A 17,778-nucleotide genomic window follows, 5' to 3' on the forward strand; every position below is an offset into this window, starting at 1 on the left:
GCGCCCCCCGACGGGGGGCCCCCACCCCCAACACCGGAGCAGACCCCCCCGCCCCCGCCGCGGGGCCCCATTTTGGGGGGGGGGGGCCCGGCGCCGCCCCCCCCCCCCCTCATTCATCACATCCATGCCTCCGGGAGGACGTCAGCGAACGGCGTCCAGCCACTGCTGCTTGGTGGCCTTCTCCGCCTCCAGCGAGGCTCGACGCTTCGGATCCGTCTCCGAGGCGATGGCCTTGTCCAGCTCGGCGAGCTGGACGGTGAGCTGCTCCTCGAAGCTGGAGCGCCGGGCATCCGACTCGGGATCCCGGGTCGTCCAGGCCGCCTCCTCGACGGCCTTGATCTGCCGATCCACCGCATCGAGACGGCCCTCGATGCGACGGATGTCCTCGCGCGGGACATAGCCTATCTGGTCCCATTGCTCCTGGATGGCGGCCAGCGCCTTGCGCGCCTTCTTCGCGGCCCCCTCGTCGGCGACCGGAAGAAGGGCCTCGGCCCTGACGAGAAGGTCCTCCTTCGCCGCCAGGTTCTCGCGCTCCGAGCTGTTCGTCTGATCGCGGTCCGCCTGACGCGCCCCGAAGAAGACGTCGGCGGCCTCGCGGAATCGTGCCCACAGGGCGTCGTCCTCCGTACGGCCCGCACGCCCCGCCTGCTTCCAGCGGTCCATGAGCTCGTTGAAGCGTCGTGAGGTCTCCCCCCATTCCGTGGAGTCCTTGAGCGCGTCGGCCTCGCGGATGATCTGCTCCTTGGTGCTCTTCGCCGTGGCCCGTTCGGCGTCGCGCTGCTGGGCCCAGTGGCGACGGGCCTGATTGAAGGTCGTGCGAGCGGCGGAGAAGCGCTTCCACAAGGCGTCGGCATCGGCCTTGTCGATGCGGACCGATGTGCGCTGGTGCTGCTGCCACTGGTCGAAGAGGGAACGGAAGCGATCCGCGGTCTGACGCCAGTTGGTCGAGTCATCCAGGGAGGAGGCGATCTCCTCCGCCTTGTGGACTATCTCGCTCCGCTCCGCGATGGCCTTGGCCATGGCCTCTCGACGGGCCTCGCCGATCTCGTTCTTGCGTTCCGCGGCCCGGGTCGCCAGACGCTCGATGTGTGCCTTGAGGGAGGCGATGTCACCGACGGCCTCGGGCTTCTCGGTCTCCTCGCGCAGCGCGCGCAGGGAGTCGTCGATCTCGCGCGGCTTGATGGCCGGGTTCTCCAGACGGGTGGCGAAGAGATCGACCTTCGCCTTGAGATCAAGGAAGCGCCGGGCGTACAGGGACAGCGCCTCTTGGGGGGAGGCGTCGGGAAACTGTCCGACGGCGCGTTCGCCGTCGCCTTCGCGCACATACACCGTGCCGTCCTCGGCGACCCGCCCAAAGCCCTCGGCCTGTCTGACGTCCGAATCCGAATAGCCGGCGGGGGTCGGACGATGGGCCGCCCCCTTGGCGGCCAGGGCCGCGGGGGAGGGGACGTGGGGACGCTTCGCGGCCATCGCCGCCGGGGATGGCATACGCGGCGCGGGGACTGGCGCCGAGGCCGCTACGGATGGCGCCGCCGGAGCCTCATGCCCCTCGGAGGCAACGGCGTTATCCGTGGCGGCGGGGTTGGCTGCCTCCAGTGTCGTCGTTCCCTCGGGCGTCTGCGGTGCCTTGTCGGTGGGGGATTCTTCGGTGATGGGTTCGGGGGTGACGTTGTCGTCGGCCATGGCCAGCTCCTTAAGCGTGTGCGGATGACTGCGGAGCGCGGCATGACGCCATTTCCGCAGCCTCACCTATTATAGGGAGCCGTGGCACATGGCGCATCACTTTCAGGTTTCCCCGAATGGCTTCCCGAGGAGAGGGTTGTCGAGCAGCGCGTGATCGACACCCTCCGCGAGGTCTTCGGGCTTAACGGGTTCATCGGCATCGAGACGCGGGCGGTCGAGCAGGGCTCGAGTCTGCTCAAGAAGGGCGAGACGAGCAAGGAGATCTATCTGCTTTCCCGTCTGCAGGACGTCGCCGGGGACGTCGACGTGCCCGTCGAGAACCGCATAGGGCTCCATTTCGACCTCACCGTCCCGCTCAGCAGGTACGTCGTGGAGAACTCCGGACGTCTGGTCTTCCCCTTCAAGCGCTGGCAGATCCAGAAGGTATGGAGGGGGGAGCGCCCTCAGGAGGGTCGCTTCCGCGAATTCGTCCAGGCCGACATCGACGTCGTCGGCAACGGCGACCTTCCCTCCCACTACGAGACCGAGCTGCCGCTGGTCATGGTCTCCGCCCTGGAGCGCCTGCGCCCCTTCGGCCTTCCGAAGGCCACCGTCCATGCCAACAACCGACGTCTGTCCGAGGGATACTATCGCGCCCTCGGGCTCACCGACGTGGAGGGCGTGCTGCGTGAGATCGACAAGCTCGACAAGATCGGAGCCGACGAGGTCGCCCGTCTGCTCCAGCAGACCTGCGGGGCATCCCAGGCGCAGGCACGCGCCTGCCTCGATCTGGCCGATCTCACCGCCCCCGACGGCGCGGGCCTGCGCGCGGGATTCGATGCTCTGTGCCAACGCCATGGCATCGCCCCCGACGGTGAGGCCCATGAGATGGCGGTCGAGGGACTGGATGCGCTGGCGGCCGTGGTCGACGGAGCCGCCCGCATCCGTCCGGGCTCCGTCATCGCGGATCTGAGGATCGCGCGCGGACTCGACTACTACACCGGCTCCGTCTACGAGACCTTCCTCGAAGGAGCCGAGGGTCTGGGCTCCATCTGCTCGGGCGGGCGCTACGACAATCTCGCGACCCAGGGGAACCGGCGCTATCCGGGGGTGGGGCTTTCCATCGGTCTGTCCCGTCTGGTGTCCTACATGCTGCATACGGCGGGGGCGCATGCCTCCCGGGTCTCCCCGGCCGTGGTGCTCGTCGCGGTGTGGAGCGAATCCGGCCGCGCGGCGTCCAACGCGATAGCCGACGATCTGCGGTCCCGGGGCATCGCCGCGGACGTGTCGCCGACGGCGGCCAAGCTGGGCAGGCAGATTCGCTACGCCGACAGGCTGGGCATCCCCTATGTCTGGTTCCCGGCGGATGCGACCCAGGACGGCGGTGGGCATGACGAGGTGCGTGACATCGTCAGCGGCACGCAGGCCCCGGCCGACGTCACGTCGTGGCGGCCCGATACCGTGGTGGCCCGTCAGACCGTCGTGACGGGAGACGCTCCCGCCACGGACGGCGTGAACGGATAGGTCTCCGCCGGGGACCCATGCCTCTGCTTCCCGCTCGAGCCGGGACGGGGCGCATGCGCGAACCGGCGGACGTCCATCGGCAGGGAACGGCAAGGAATAGAGGAAGAATGGGCCGATCGGCTTATAGAACACAGCACGCCACCGAGGTGACCGAGGAGCTCGTCGGTCGCACGGTGACCCTCGCCGGATGGGTGGATCGCAGACGCGACCACGGCGGCGTCGCCTTCATCGACCTGAGGGACTCCAGCGGGCTGGTTCAGATCGTCATCTACGACGAGGAGGTCGCCCGGCCCCTGCGCAGCGAATACGTCATCCAGGTCACGGGTGAGGTGCGTCTGCGTCCGGATGGCAACGAGAACGAGCATCTGGCAACCGGGAAGGTCGAGGTCGTCGTCGAGGGCCTGACGGTGCTCGCACGGTCCTCGGCCCTGCCTTTCCAGGTGTCCACGGCTCTGGAGAACGAGTCGGAGAACCGCCTGCCCGGCGAGGACGTCCGGCTTCGGTACCGCTATCTCGATCTGCGTCGCCCCTCCATGCAGCGCAACCTGAAGCTCCGCTCGGATATGACGCGCGCGGCGCGCCACGCGCTGGAGGACATGGACTTCACCGAGGTCGAGACCCCGACCTTCATCAAGTCGACCCCGGAGGGAGCACGGGACTTCCTCGTGCCGGCCCGTCTGGTGCCGGGCTCGTGGTACGCGCTTCCGCAGTCTCCCCAGCTGCTCAAGCAGCTGCTGATGGTCGGCGGCGTCGAGCGCTACTACCAGCTCGCCCGCTGCTACCGGGACGAGGACTTCCGCGCCGACCGCCAGCCCGAGTTCACGCAGCTCGACATGGAGATGAGCTACGTCGACCAGGAGGACGTCATGGCCATGGCCGAGAAGGTCATCGCGGCCATCTGGAGCACGAGGGGATACGAGATCTCTCTCCCCCTCCCGCGCATCTCCTGGAAGGACGCCATGGACCGATACGGCTCGGACAAGCCCGACCTGCGTTTCGGCAATCCCCTGGTGGAACTCACCGACTACTTCCACGACACCCCGTTCCGCGTCTTCCAGGCATCCTACGTCGGGGCCGTGCTCTTCAAGGGAGGCGCCGCCACGCCGCGGCGGCAGTTCGACGCCTGGCAGGAGTGGGCGCGCCAGCGAGGGGCCAAGGGTCTGGCCTATGTGGTGTTCACCGAGGACGGCACGCTCAAGGGGCCCGTGGCGAAGAACCTCTCCGAGCAGGAGCGCGCCGGACTGAAGGAGGCCGTGGGGGCCGAGGACGGCGACGCCGTGTTCTTCGCGGCCGGTGCCCGCGAATCCTCGCAGCTGCTGCTGGGCGCCGTGCGGGTCGAGCTCGCCCGTCGGGCGGGCCTGCTGCATCCCGACGACTTCGCCTTCACCTGGGTGGTCGACTTCCCGCTGTTCAAGCGCACCGACGACCCCGACGACGATGACGTGGCGGTCGGCCACTCGACCTGGACCTCCATGCATCACCCCTTCACCATGCCATCGGCCGATTGGATCGACCGCTTCGACGAGGACCCCGGGCATGCCATAAGCGACTCCTATGACATCGTGTGCAACGGCGAGGAGATGGGCGGCGGCTCCGTCCGCATCCATCGCGACGACATCCAGAACCGTGTCCTCAAGGTGCTGGGCATCGGACCCGAGGAGGCCCAGGAGAAGTTCGGATTCCTCCTCGAGGCCTTCAAATACGGTGCTCCGCCGCATGCCGGCATCGCTCTGGGCTGGGACCGCACGGTGTCGATCCTCGCCGGGGCCGACACCATCCGCGACGTCATTGCCTTCCCGAAGGCCGGCGGCGGACGTGATCCGCTCACTGGATCGCCTGCTCCGATCACGCCCGAGCAGCGTGCCGAAACCGGCGTCGACTACGACCCCGACGACGAGGACTGACCGGTCATGACGGACGCCGCCGGATCGCAGGGGGGAAGCGGCGCTGACAGGCGGCGCATCATCCGCGCCCTGTCGGCGGCGGAGCAGGCCATAGGCGCCGTGAAGGGCGCCCGTTCGGTGGCCGAGCGGCTCGCCCTGGCCGCCAAGGCCTCCGAGATGCTCAGTGCGGTCTGGCAGCTTCCCCCGGCCCAGAGGCTTATGTACCATCACGGCGACAGGCTGGTCGGGGTCGATCCGGCGTCCGCGCCGGGCTTCGACGGCGGGCGCGTCGAAGCCGAGCGCTTCATCGACGTGAGTTCGGGGGAGATCGCCCGCTTCATGGGTCTGCTCTACGCCAACGGCGTCCACGGATCCCCGCGCAGGCTGCTCATCGTCCTGCAGGGGATGGACGCCTCCGGCAAGGGAGGCATCGTGCGGCACGTGTTCCGACAGGGCGACCCCATGGGCATCCACTACCACGGCTTCGGCGCCCCCACGAAGGAGGAGCTCGCCCACGACTTCCTGTGGCGCGTGCGCCGCGAGCTTCCCCGACCGGGCTGGGTGGCGGTTTTCGACCGGTCCCACTACGAGGACATCGTCATGCCTCACGTCTACGGCACCCTGCCGGAGGAGACCTGGCGCGGACGCTATGACGCCGTCAACGAGTTCGAGCGTGCTCTGGCGGCCGACGGATGCTCCATCATCAAGATCTTCCTCACCATCAGCCGCGAGAATCAGCGCCGGCGCTTCCTCGACCGGCTCGACGACCCCACGAAGCTGTGGAAGTTCGATGTGAGCGACCTTGAGGCCCGCGACCGATGGGACGACTACATGGCCGCCTGGCAGGAGGTCTTCGAGCGCACGAGCACCTCCTTCGCGCCCTGGTTCATCGTCCCCGCCGACAGCCGCTGGTATTCGCGGGCCGTCGTCTCCGAACTGCTGCGCACCACCTTCACCACCATGAACCTCACCTGGCCCGGCCTGAACTGCGACCCCGCCGAGGCCCGTCGACGTCTCGCCGCCTCATGACGGGGGAACCGGAGGGAAGGCCGTCCGACGGCGGTGTCGCCCACGGTCGCATCGACGCCGCCGCGTCCGACGGATCATCACGGAATCCCGGGACTCCGCCCTCCCTGGGCGACTACGTCCCTCGGCGGGGCGATGGCCCGACCCGTCTCGACCCCGACGCCATCTACGACCGATTCTTCTCCTGGGTGCGCGACGCCCGGGGAATCGACCCCTGGCCACACCAGGAGGAGGCCGTGCTCGACCTGCTCGCCGGCGACCACGTCATCCTCGGCACGCCCACGGGCTCAGGGAAGTCCCTGGTCGCTCTCGGCATGCATTTCGCCGCGCTGTGCACGGGACGCCGCTCCTACTACACGGCCCCCATCAAGGCCCTGGTCTCCGAGAAGTTCTTCGACCTCGTGAAGGTCTTCGGCCGCGACGACGTGGGCATGATCACCGGCGACACCCATATCAACCCCGATGCGCCCATCATCTGCTGCACCGCGGAGATCCTGGCCAATCAGGCCCTGCGCGAGGGCGAGGACGCCGACGTCGGCTGCGTGGCCATGGACGAGTTCCACTACTACGGCGACCGGGATCGCGGATGGGCGTGGCAGGTACCGCTGCTTGCGCTTCCGCATGTCCAGTTTCTCCTGATGAGCGCCACGCTCGGGGACGTCACCGCCATCGCCGACGGGCTCGAGGATCGCACCGGGGCGGCATGCGACGTCATCGATGACGCGCCCCGTCCCGTGCCCCTCAGCTACGAGTACACGGACCGGCCTCTGGCCGCCACCGCCGAGCTGCTCGTCGGCAGAGGGCAGACGCCCGTGTACGTCGTCCACTTCTCGCAGGATGCCGCCCTGGAGACGGCCCAGGCCATGAGCGCCACCGGCGTCTCGGACCGCCCCCAGCGTGACGCCATCGGCGAGGCCATGAAGGGCGTGCGCTTCACCACGGCCTTCGGACGCATCCTGGGCCGGCTGCTGCGCACCGGGGTGGGCGTCCACCATGCCGGCATGCTGCCGCGCTACCGGCGTCTGGTCGAGCAGCTCGCCCAGCGTGGGCTGCTTCCCGTCATCTGCGGAACCGACACCCTCGGCGTCGGCATCAACGTTCCCATCCATACGGTCGTGCTCACCGCGCTGACGAAGTACGACGGCTCGCGCATGAGGCGTCTGCGGTCCCGTGAGTTCCATCAGATCGCCGGCCGCGCCGGGCGCATGGGATTCGACACCGAGGGGCTCGTCGTCGCCGAGGCGCCCGAGTACGAGATCGAGAACGCCAGGGCGGTCGCCAAGGCCGGCGACGATCCGAAGAAGCTGCGTCGGATACGGCGGAAGAGACCTCCGGAGGGCTTCGTCACCTGGAGCCGTCAGACCTTCGACCGGCTGATCGCCGCCCCTCCCGAAACGCTCGTCCCCCATATGGCCGTGACGCATTCGATGGTGCTTAACGAGGTCGCCCAGGGAGGCGATGCGCGGGCCCGGCTCGCACGCCTCATCGATGAGGCCTGTCCGGACCCGGCCGGGAGGGAACGGCTCCATGAGCGGGCGGAGGAGATCTTCGGGACCCTTCTCGATTCCGGCTTCATCGAGGAGAGGCGCCTTGACGACGGAACGTCCGAGTATGGATTGTCGCTGGACCTTCCCGACGACTTCGCCCTCGACCAGCCTCTGTCGCCCTTCCTGGTGGCGGCTCTTGAGCTGCCCGACCCCGAGTCCCCCGACTACGCCCTGGACATCGTCTCCATGGTGGAGGCCACCCTCGAGGACCCTCGGCCCGTGCTGCGCGCCCAGGAGCGGCAGGCGAAGGACGCCGCCCTCGCCGCCATGAAGGAGGAGGGTCTCGACTACGACGAGCGGATGGACAGGCTCCAGGAGATCAGCTGGCCGAAGCCTCTGGCCGACGTGCTGGACGCCGCCTTCGAGCGCTACCGTCACGACGTGCCTTGGGCCGATGACTTCGAGCTGCACCCCAAATCCGTGCTGCGGGACATGGTCGAGACGGCTTCCGACTTCAACGGCTACGTCTCGCGCTATGGCATCGCGCGCTCCGAGGGCACTCTGCTGCGCTATCTGTCGGACGCCTATCGGGCGCTGTCCCGCACCGTGCCCGAGGAGAAGTACGATGAGCGGCTGCGGGACATCGTCTCCTGGCTGCGCGTCGTCGTCCGCTCCGTCGACTCCAGCCTGGTCGACGAATGGGAGTCGCAGGCGTCGGCGACCGATGGCGCGTCGGTGCGGGCCCCGGTGGCGTCCGACGAGGTCGTGCATGACCATCGCGGACTGCGGGTGCTCGTGCGCAACGCCCTGTTCCGGCGCGTGCGTCTGATGGACCTCGACCGGTCCGAGGAGCTGGGGGAGCTTGATGGCGACTGGGGGTACGGCCCGCGGGTCTGGGAAGACGCCCTCGATCGTTACTACGACGAGCATGAGTACGTCAACACCGACGCGAAGGCGCGCTCCGGCGACCTGGTCATCCTTGACGAGACCCCCGAGCGGTCGCGGCACCGCTGGCTCGTACGGCAGGTGATCGACGACTCCGACGGCGACCGCGACTGGGCGATCGCCGGGTCCGTGGACCTCGACGCCACGCAGGAGGGCGGGCGGGTCGTGTTCGACGACTATGCCGTCGGCACCGACGTCGAACGGATGTTCGACGTCCCCGACTAGTGTGGTCGGCATGACGGAAGATCTTTTCGCCGCCAGCGACGTCCCCGATGGCCTGACCAGACCACTGGCGGTACGCATGAGGCCCACGGTCCTCAATGAGGTCGTCGGGCAGACGGGCGCCCTGGCCGAGGGATCCCCGCTCCGCCGGCTTGCGGACCCCGCGTCGGCCGGCTCCCTCACGGCACCGAGTTCCGTGCTGCTTTTCGGCCCTCCCGGAGTGGGCAAGACCACCCTGGCGCATATCGTCGCCCGTCAGTCCGGACGCGAGTTCGAGGAGCTTTCCGCCGTCACATCGGGCGTCAGGGACGTGCGGGCCGTGCTCGGCCGCGCCCATGAGCGTCTGGTGACCTCCGGCAAGGAGACCGTGCTCTTCATCGACGAGGTGCATCGCTTCTCCAAGTCGCAGCAGGACGCGTTGCTGCCCAGCGTCGAGAACCGGGACGTCACGTTCATCGGCGCCACCACGGAGAACCCCAGCTTCTCCGTCATATCGGCCCTTCTCAGCCGATCCGTCGTCGTCCGCCTCGATCCGTTGTCCGACGCGGACCTGCGAACCCTGGTGGCGAGGGCGGTCGGCGACCCGCGTGGTCTGGACGGCCGCGTGGAGATGACGGACGGGACGGTCGACCAGATCGTGCGCATGTCGGGTGGCGACGGACGCAAGGCCCTGACCATTCTCGAGGCCGCCGCCGGCGCCGTCACCGAGGATGCGGGACGCGCCGGGGCGCCGGAGAAGGGCGCCGCCAGGGCGGATCGGCCGAGAATCACCCCCGACGTCGTCTCACGGGTCATGGACGTGGCGACCGTGCGCTATGACCGCGACGGCGACGACCACTACGACGTGGCCTCGGCGTTCATCAAGTCGATGCGGGGGTCCGACCCCGACGCGGCGCTGCACTATCTGGCGCGCATGCTGCGGGCCGGTGAGGACCCTCGCTTCATCGCCCGACGCATCATGATCGCCTCCGCCGAGGAGGTGGGCATGGCCGCCCCGCAGATTCTTCAGGTCACCGTGGCGGCCGCCCAGGCGGTGGCCCTCATCGGCATGCCCGAGGCGCGCATCATCCTCTCGGAGGCCGTGCTTGCCGTGGCCACGGCGCCCAAGTCGAATGCCAGCTATCTCGCCATCGACGCCGCGCTCGCCGACGTCGACGCCGGGCACGTCGACCCCGTCCCGCGTCACCTCCGCAACGCCCCCACTTCGCTGATGAAAAGCTGGGGCAACCACCAGGGCTACGTCTACGCGCATGACGCCCCCGGTGCGGTCGCCCCGCAGCAGTACATGCCCGACGACCTCGTGGGCCACGAGTACTACCATCCCAACGACCGTGGCTACGAACGGGAGCTTGGGCCGCGACTGGACCACATCCGCGCCATCCTGCGATCCGCCGAACGTCATCAGGAGTCGCCGGACACGCAGATCACCGAGCCGACGGTGCGATCGTCGGGGACGCGTGCCCCGGGCGCTCGTGCCTCGGCGGCGCATGCCGGAGGCAGGGGCGGCCATGCCGAGACGACGGATAGTTCGTCTTCGACGTCCTCCCGTCGGGCATCCTCGACCACGGTCCCCGGGACTACCACGGCGAAGACCTCGGCGAGGACGCCGGTGAAGGCATCCGGCGGAGGTGCCCGAAAGAGGACCGAGGCCATCGGGAAGAAGAGGCCCGCGGCGCCACGCGAAGACGGAAAGACGGAGTACGGAGAGGCGGAGCGATGATGAGACTCGAGGAGATTCCCATGACGCACGAGGGAGCACCGGCGACCGGCGGACTGATCGTCAACTGTCTTCCCCTCACCGAGGAGGAGCGCCGTCGCTTTCGGCAGGCGGCGCCGGAGATGGTCCAGGAGTTCACGGGCGATGACGCGCATCGCGGGGATATGGTCTGGCCGGTGACCGTCCCCGAGTCGCTGCGACCACTGGCGGCGGCGGTCATCGGCAACGTCGATCCGGACACGCTTGCCGATTATGCCAGGCTGCAATGGCTGCAGACCTTCAGTGCAGGGGCCGACCCGTATCTCTCCTCCCCGGACCTGGCACCTGAAGTCGCGGTGTGCAACGCGGCCGGGGTATACGGCCGCCCGGTGGCCGAGATGATGATAGCCATGATGTGGACGCTGATGAAGCGCATCCCCGACTACGTACGGAACCAGTCCGCGGGGGCGTGGAGGGACGAGGGATCGGTATCGAGCCCCGCCGGACGCCGGGCCCTCGTCATCGGCACCGGGGACATCGGCTCGCATGTCGCCGTCCTGGCCAGGTCCGCGGGGATGGCGACGACGGGCGTGCGGCGCGATCCGCGGCGATCGGCCGACGGCGTCGACGAGATGGCCGGATTCGACCGTCTGGACGATCTGCTTCCCCGTGCCGACGTCGTCTTCCTCGCCGTGCCCTCAGCCCCCGGCACCCGGCATCTCATGGATGCCCGCCGCCTCGCCCTGCTGAAGCCCGGAGTCTACGTCATCAACGGCGGCCGAGGGGATGCCGTGGACTGCCTGGCCCTGGCCGCCGCGCTCCACGGGGGGCGTCTGGCCGGCGCCGGCCTCGACGTCACCGAACCGGAGCCCCTGCCGGAAGGCCATCCGCTCTGGCGCGAGCCGCGCTGCCTCATCACCCCGCATGTCGGCGGCGGGAACCATCTGGCCGGGACGGGGGAGGCCGTGATCGCCGTCGCTCTCGACAATCTGCGACGCTACGCCGAGGGCAGGCCCCTGCTTCACCGTCTGGGCCGCGATCACCGATGACGCGGATCGGCATCCCATCCTCCCCGTCGCACCCTCAGGATCCCGTGCACCCTCAGGATGCTTCGCAGGATGCCGATGCCTGGATCGCCAGGACCCTCGAACGCCTCTCCCGGTCGCGTTTCCGCTCCGGCTTCGAGCTGTCCTCCAGGGATCGCCGCTACGCGAGAAGCAGGGGAAGCGACGTCATCGCCGAGCATGCGCATGATCTGCTCTCGCGGCGGGTGGCGGCGGCGGACCCCTCCCATGACGGACGACAGACCCCGTGGCGCGGGCATCCGGTGTTCACGGCGCAGCACGCCACTGCGACATGCTGCCGCGGATGCATCGAGAAATGGCACGGCATCCCGCGCGGAAGGGCTCTGACCGACGAGGAGCTCGACAGGCTGTGCGCGCTCGTCATGGCCTGGATCGACCGCGACTGCCGGGAGCATCCCGACCCCGTCGCGGCGGTGGAGGCGGATCCGCTGTTCTGAATCCGGCTCCACCGTTCAGGCGGTCGCGTCCACGCATCGTCTTCATGCGTTCCATGTCTCATCCACGCCGGGCGCCTGCGCTCCCATCCGTCAGCCGTCCCGAGCCCTCGGAGGCGTTCGGGCCCGGACGTGGCCTCATCCGAGCAAGGCCGAGGCCGCAAGGTAGGCGATGGTGGCCGCCATGGCGATGCCGTCCCTGATGCGCAGCCGCAGAACCCTCCAGCTCGTGCGCGGGGCGCCCGCCTCGTAGCAGCGGGCATCGAGGGCCAGTCCCACCTCGTCGGCATGGCGGAGCGTCGCGGCGAACACGGGGATGATGATGGCCGTCAGGGCGCGGATTCGCGTCATCGGCGAGCCATGGGCCACCGCTCCTCCCCGGGTGGTCTGGGCGTCGATGAGGATCCGCGACTCGCGGCCCAGCGTCGGCAGAAAGCGCAGGGCGAGTCCCAGCACCAGCGACAGCTCGTCGGTATGGAGGCCGAGCCGGCGCAGGGGGGAGAGCAGGGACGAGAATCCGTCGGTCAGCTGCGTCGGGGTCGTCGAGAGCAGCACCAGGGCGCCCATGATGATGACCAGAGCGAAGCGGGAGGAATACAGTCCCGCGATACGCAACCCCTCGTCGGTGATCGAGAGCAGGCCGAGCCGCGCCACGGGGTGACCGTCCCGGACGACCAGCACGTTGAACAGACCCATCACGACCACCAGAACGACCAGGGCCCGCACCGACCGCAGCAGGGATCCGGGTGCGACCCCCGACAGCAGGGCCATGAGACCGGTTATGCCCGCTGCGAGAAGAAGCTGTGGAACCGTGCCGATGGCGAAGGCCGAGAACATCAGCACCAGTGAGCACACCAGCGTCACGCGGGGATCGAGGGAGCCCAGCAGCCGCAGGCCCCGCCCGACCTCGGGCCTCGACCCGGATTCCCGCGCCACCTCGTCGTTCCGTTCCGGCCTCGCCTCATGGACCCGTACGGAACCGGTGGGGCCCGGCCTTTCGTCGCGGTCGGGGAGATGAAGGACGTCATCGGCGGAGGCGATCAGATCCGCGTCATGCGTGACGATGAGGACGGTGACGTCCCGACTCCTCAGTCCGTCGAGCAGCCGGATGACTCGCTCCCGCGACTCGGCGTCGAGGCCGGTCGTCGGCTCGTCGAGGACGAGCAGCCGAGGGTGGCAGGCGACGACCCCGGCGATCGCGACAAGACGCCTCTGCCCTCCGGACAGGGCGAAGGGGGAGCGGTCGGCAAGCGGACGGACCCCCAGGGCCTCGAGGGCATCCTCGGCGCGACGCCGGACATCATCGGCCTCCAACCCCTGGTTCCGGGGTCCGAAGGCCACGTCCTCGATCACCGTGGTGGCGAAAAGCTGACGTTCGGGATGCTGCATCACGTATCCGACGCCGTGGTCGAAAAGCCCGGCACGCCGTCGGCGTCGGGAGGACAGGTCGACTCCGGCGACTTCGAGCCGACCCGATGTCGCCGGGAGAAGACCGCAGACCAGTCTCGCCAGCGTCGACTTCCCGGATCCGTTGCGGCCGACGACCGCGACGCGGCTGCCCGGGGAAATCCTCGCGTTCACGTCGTCCAGCACCACTCGCCCGGTGTCGGGATAACGGAGCGTGAGATGCTCGGCGCGAACGACGGGGGAGGCGGGCCGCGACGGGCGCAGGGGCAGGGCGCCGGATATGGGGCGGGCGGACAGGCGCACGCCGTCGCCCGGGGAGCCGGGGATGGACCTTGCCCGGCCATTCGGCTCGTATCCGTCATCGACCAGCCCGCGGACGATCCGTGCGAGCTTCGGGTCGTCATGGCGCGGGAGCGGCTGCGTGACGAGGCGTTCCGCGTCCCTGACGTCGTCGCCCCCCGCCATGACGACATCCTGCACGATGGCGCCGCGCTCCATACGGATGACGCGGTCCGCCCGCACGATCTCCTCCCGCCTATGCGTCACATGGACGATCGTCACGCCCCGGCGCTGCATCCCGTCGAGGATGCGCATCACCGCATCCCGCGCTCCGGCGTCGAGCATGGCGGTGGGCTCATCGAGCACCACCATCTGCGGGGACATGGCCAATGTCCCCGCGATGGCGACGCGCTGCTGCTGTCCGCCGCTCATCCGGGTCGGGTCGGAGCGCCCGCGGGAGGACAGGCCGACATGGGCGAGGGAGTCATGCACCCTCCGCCCGATCGTCGGCCTGTCCAAAGCCAGGTTCTCCGGTCCGAAGGCCACGTCGTCCTCGACGACGGTGGTGATGATCTGGTCCTCGGGGTTCTGGAAAACGGCCCCGATGCCACGCCTCGCCCGTCGGTACAGAGCGGGATGGGGCCCGGCGGCGTCGTAGACCGTCAGGCCGAGCAGCCCGACGCGGCCCCCATCCGGTGCGGCCAGTCCGGCGAGGATGCGGGCAAGAGTCGACTTCCCCGAGCCGTTGGGCCCGACCACGCAGAGGCGCTGCCCTCGTGGCACGTCGAGGTCGATGTGCGCGAGCGCCCAGCTGCGCCCGGCGTCATAGCTCAGGCTTACGTCCTTGAGGCGCGCGGCCCATCCCCGGAACGGGAATGGGCCGGTTCCGTCCCCCATGCCGGACGGCGTCGCCCGGGTCTCAGCGTCTGACAAGATTCGACACCGGTTTGTACACGAGGAAGGTGACTACGCCATGGATGGCGAACTTCACGACGTTGAAGGGCAGCAGGGCCGGGAGGATAAGGGCCGCCACCTGGGCGACGCTCATATGGGCGTAGAACGGGGTGATGACGAGGTTGCCGCCGATGGCCACCGCCAGGGCCACCAGCGCCCCGGCGACCAGGGCGAGCACGGCGCCGGCGCGCGTATGCCGACGGCGGTAGACGGCGGCAGCCGGCACGCTGAGGGCCAGGGCCACGGCAACGGCCATCAGCGTGCCCCACGGGTCCATGAACAGATGGGGGAGGAATCCGAGGACGCTGACGATCGCCGCCGCCGCGGGGCCGAAGATGAACCCGGCGATGAGGCAGACGATGCCCGAGGGGTCGTACTTGAGCCAGGCGATGCCCGGGATGATCGGGAACTCGAGGAAGCTCAGAGCCATGGCGAGCGCCACAAACAGGGCGTATATGGCGATGTTCCTCGTGGACCAGCGGCCCGAGTCGGCGACGCCGGTGCCGTGCCCTCCCGAGGCATCGGTCCTGGGAATCCGGGACGCATCCGTCGAATGGCTGCTGGAATGGCCGGATGTCGCCGCATCGGTTGTTTCGGTCATCATGCCGTTCGGCGCGACATCCGGAACCTGATCCGGTTCCGAGACGCCATCGGTGGAGACCTGGTCCGTTAGGGTGCCGCCGGCGTCGACGCCGGCATGGTTCGATATGCTCATACGAGCCTCGTTTCTTTCATCCGGACTATGACCGTTGGCCCCGGAATCACACCGGATCGGCCGCCCTGGGGCGGGTCGCGGGCTCCGCATGACGCCGGTTATGAACCCGGCCATGCGCTACCGCCAGTAAGGAATTCCACCTTCCCTGAAACTGCAGAACCCATCTATACACCTCCCCCATCCCCGGCGGCAAGACGCCTTCGCCGTGGGCTGCGGGCGTGAGGGCCCGCCGGAATCGGAGGTGATGACGTACCGAGGCCGGTAGCGGGAGGCGGCGCCTCCGATGGTCGGGGGTTTCGGTCTTCGGGTCCAGGCGGTGAGACAATGGAGAGTATGCGCTCACTTTCGGACACGCCCTCGCAATCCGGCCCCCGCCCGACCGCGACCGATGCCGCGTCGGGCATCGACGGGCTCGCTCTCGTCATCGTCACCTATCGCCGTCAGTCGCTGCTGGCCACGCTTTTCGACTCCATCGCGAAGCTTGAGGATCCCGCATGGCGGATCATCGTGGTGGACAACGAGCATTCCGCGGACACGGCCTCCATGGTCCGTGGCTTCGCCGAGCGCATCGAGACCCTCTGGGGGCCCGCCGAAGCCGACGCCACCGGTTCGCGTGACCGGATCGTCTACGCCCCGCAGAGCGAGAACAGGGGAGGGGCCGGCGGCTTCTCCGCGGGCGTCGGGAAGGCGTACGACCTCGGAGCCCGCTGGTTCTGGGTGATGGATGACGACGTCGCCGTCCTCCCCCAGGCCATCCGGCGTCTGGCGCGATGGACCCCGAACCACGAGGTAATTCAGGGCGGCCGATACGATTTCGACGGTGGTCCGTTCTACTGGCAATACGACTTCATCGTCCCTCTGGGCATTCCGAATCCCATCGCCCCGGCGGCCTTCGGGGCGGCAGGCTACCGCGTCATGGACACGCTGTGCTTCGAAGGAGGGCTTTTCAGCAGGCGTGTCGTGGAACGCATCGGCCTGCCCGATCCGCGCTTCTTCATCTACTGGGACGACACCATCTACGGCTACCTGGCCAGCAAGGTGACCCGTCCCGTCGTCGTGCAGGACGTCATCCTGCGTCGGACGCGAGAGATCGGCAACTGGAACATCGCCGGTCTGCGTCAGCTCAACTCCACGTCCGACATGAACCGCTACCACATCATGCGCAACCGTGGGTACATGGCCAGGTACTTCATGGTCCACGGCGACTTCCGGCCCGCCCTGTTCGCCCTCGGCACCGCGCTGACGGCCGCCAAGGAGGTCATCCGTCTGATAGCCGTGGACCGGACTCATCTTCGGGGCGGCCTGGAGCGGATATGGAGGGGCTGGCGCGACTCGCGCCGTCTGATCCACGACCCCGACTGGGCGCCGATGCCGGCTCTGACGGGGAAGGCATCGTCGGGGTCGCAGGACGGCCGATAGCGTCTGGCCGCGGCTATAGGGCCCGCCGTCGTCGGGCTCCATCGTTCGCCCTGGGCACTGATGCGGAACTCAGCTGGCGATGCCGGGATCGAGCATGCCGAGAGTCCGCCGGCCGAGCGCCGTGCGGCACGCCATGCCCCTTGGCGGCGCACCGGGCGGTACAATCGCGGTACCGGTCAGGTCGCAGATTCGTATGGGGAAGGTCAAGGATGATTGAGACAGCGCAGGCTTTCGGCGTCGACATCGGAGGTTCGGGAATCAAGGCCGCCCCGGTGAATCTGGAGCAGGGAGGATTCGCCGAGCCCCGGCTCAAGATCGCCACCCCCGCCGAATCCACGCCCCGGGCGGTGGCGGACATCGTCCGTCAGCAGCTCGACCACTTCCAGGTCCCGTCCGAGGCACCCGTGGGCATCGCCTTCCCGGCGCCCATCAGACCAGGCAGAGCCCTCACCTTCATGGCGAACCTCGACAAGTCGTGGATCGGCGTCGACGTGACCGCGGTGTTCTCCGAGGCCTGCGGGCGTCCGGTGACCGTGGTCAACGACGCCGACGCCGCCGGCGTGGCCGAACAGCAGTTCGGCGCGGCCAAGGGACAGGACGGACTGGTCATCGCCACCACCCTGGGAACCGGCATCGGCACGGCTCTGATCTACGACGGGGTGCTCATTCCCAACACCGAGCTCGGTCACATCGAACTGCCGGACGGCAAGGGTGACGCCGAGAAATACGCGGCGTCCTCCATCCGCGATCGTGAGAGCATGAGCTACAAGAAGTGGGCCAGGCGTCTGACGAAGTACTACGGCCTTATGGAGAAGTACTTCAACCCCGACCTGTTCGTCGTGGGCGGCGGCGTGAGCCGCGTCAGCGAGAAGTTCCTGCCGTACGTCGACATCGTCACCCCCATCGTGCCGGCGACGCTGCACAACGATGCGGGCATCATCGGAGCGGCCTACTACGCGGCGACGAAGGCCGGACGCTGACGTCGGCGGGTTCCCCGTCGTCCTCGACCCCCGTGGCCCTTCCGGACCACGGGGGCCCGT

At 68.8% G+C, this 17,778-nt stretch carries 12 protein-coding genes and 1 riboswitch; of the genes, 9 read left to right on the forward strand and 3 right to left on the reverse strand.

The features are described 5' to 3' along the window. Nucleotides 1-141 precede the first annotated feature (141 nt). The gene (locus RWX87_RS01295) at nt 142-1,683 is read right to left on the reverse strand and encodes a DUF349 domain-containing protein (protein WP_314686072.1); all 1,542 of its coding nucleotides are present in this window, start codon (nt 1,681-1,683) and stop codon (nt 142-144) included. An 81-nt stretch (nt 1,684-1,764) separates the two neighbouring features. Between RWX87_RS01295 and hisS the strand changes: the two genes are divergently transcribed. The 7 genes from hisS to RWX87_RS01330 all read left to right on the forward strand — a co-directional run bounded on the left by hisS (nt 1,765) and on the right by RWX87_RS01330 (nt 11,967). Continuing rightward, nucleotides 1,765-3,186, forward strand: a complete 1,422-nt coding sequence (gene hisS / locus RWX87_RS01300; RefSeq protein WP_314686074.1) for a histidine--tRNA ligase — start codon at nt 1,765-1,767, stop codon at nt 3,184-3,186. A gap of 107 nt (nt 3,187-3,293) precedes the next feature. Beyond that, entirely contained in the window at nt 3,294-5,090 is a 1,797-nt protein-coding gene (aspS, locus tag RWX87_RS01305) for an aspartate--tRNA ligase (protein WP_314686075.1), read from the forward strand. A 6-nt stretch (nt 5,091-5,096) separates the two neighbouring features. Continuing rightward, the gene (locus RWX87_RS01310) at nt 5,097-6,098 is read left to right on the forward strand and encodes a PPK2 family polyphosphate kinase (RefSeq protein ID WP_314686077.1); all 1,002 of its coding nucleotides are present in this window, start codon (nt 5,097-5,099) and stop codon (nt 6,096-6,098) included. Further along, on the forward strand, nt 6,095-8,752 hold the full coding sequence (locus tag RWX87_RS01315; RefSeq protein WP_314686079.1) for a DUF3516 domain-containing protein: 2,658 nt from the start codon (nt 6,095-6,097) through the stop codon (nt 8,750-8,752). The genes RWX87_RS01310 and RWX87_RS01315 overlap by 4 nt, the downstream gene beginning before the upstream one ends. A gap of 10 nt (nt 8,753-8,762) precedes the next feature. Continuing rightward, a complete protein-coding gene (locus RWX87_RS01320; RefSeq protein WP_314686081.1) occupies nt 8,763-10,469 on the forward strand; it encodes a replication-associated recombination protein A in 1,707 nt (568 codons plus the stop codon). A gap of 20 nt (nt 10,470-10,489) precedes the next feature. Beyond that, on the forward strand, nt 10,490-11,494 hold the full coding sequence (locus RWX87_RS01325) for a D-2-hydroxyacid dehydrogenase (protein WP_314686083.1): 1,005 nt from the start codon (nt 10,490-10,492) through the stop codon (nt 11,492-11,494). Nucleotides 11,495-11,538: 44 nt separating this feature from the next. Further along, nucleotides 11,539-11,967: a DUF4186 domain-containing protein gene (locus tag RWX87_RS01330; protein WP_314686086.1), complete on the forward strand. Its 429-nt coding sequence runs from the start codon at nt 11,539-11,541 to the stop codon at nt 11,965-11,967. Nucleotides 11,968-12,102: 135 nt separating this feature from the next. Here RWX87_RS01330 and RWX87_RS01335 read toward each other — a convergent pair whose 3' ends face one another. Continuing rightward, nucleotides 12,103-14,547, reverse strand: coding sequence for an energy-coupling factor transporter ATPase (locus tag RWX87_RS01335; RefSeq protein WP_314686114.1), 2,445 nt, complete (start codon nt 14,545-14,547; stop codon nt 12,103-12,105). A 22-nt stretch (nt 14,548-14,569) separates the two neighbouring features. Next, on the reverse strand, nt 14,570-15,205 hold the full coding sequence (locus tag RWX87_RS01340) for an ECF transporter S component (protein ID WP_399552265.1): 636 nt from the start codon (nt 15,203-15,205) through the stop codon (nt 14,570-14,572). Nucleotides 15,206-15,323: 118 nt separating this feature from the next. Next, nucleotides 15,324-15,476: riboswitch (FMN riboswitch) on the reverse strand. 176 nt (nt 15,477-15,652) lie between these two features. Here RWX87_RS01340 and RWX87_RS01345 point away from each other — a divergent pair. Both RWX87_RS01345 and ppgK read left to right on the forward strand, forming a co-directional pair. Next, on the forward strand, nt 15,653-16,738 hold the full coding sequence (locus RWX87_RS01345; RefSeq protein ID WP_314686087.1) for a glycosyltransferase: 1,086 nt from the start codon (nt 15,653-15,655) through the stop codon (nt 16,736-16,738). A gap of 209 nt (nt 16,739-16,947) precedes the next feature. Further along, on the forward strand, nt 16,948-17,718 hold the full coding sequence (gene ppgK, locus RWX87_RS01350; protein ID WP_314686090.1) for a polyphosphate--glucose phosphotransferase: 771 nt from the start codon (nt 16,948-16,950) through the stop codon (nt 17,716-17,718). Nucleotides 17,719-17,778: the final 60 nt, after the last annotated feature.

It is taken from the genome of uncultured Bifidobacterium sp. (assembly GCF_963540075.1).
Lineage (GTDB): Bacteria > Actinomycetota > Actinomycetes > Actinomycetales > Bifidobacteriaceae > Bifidobacterium.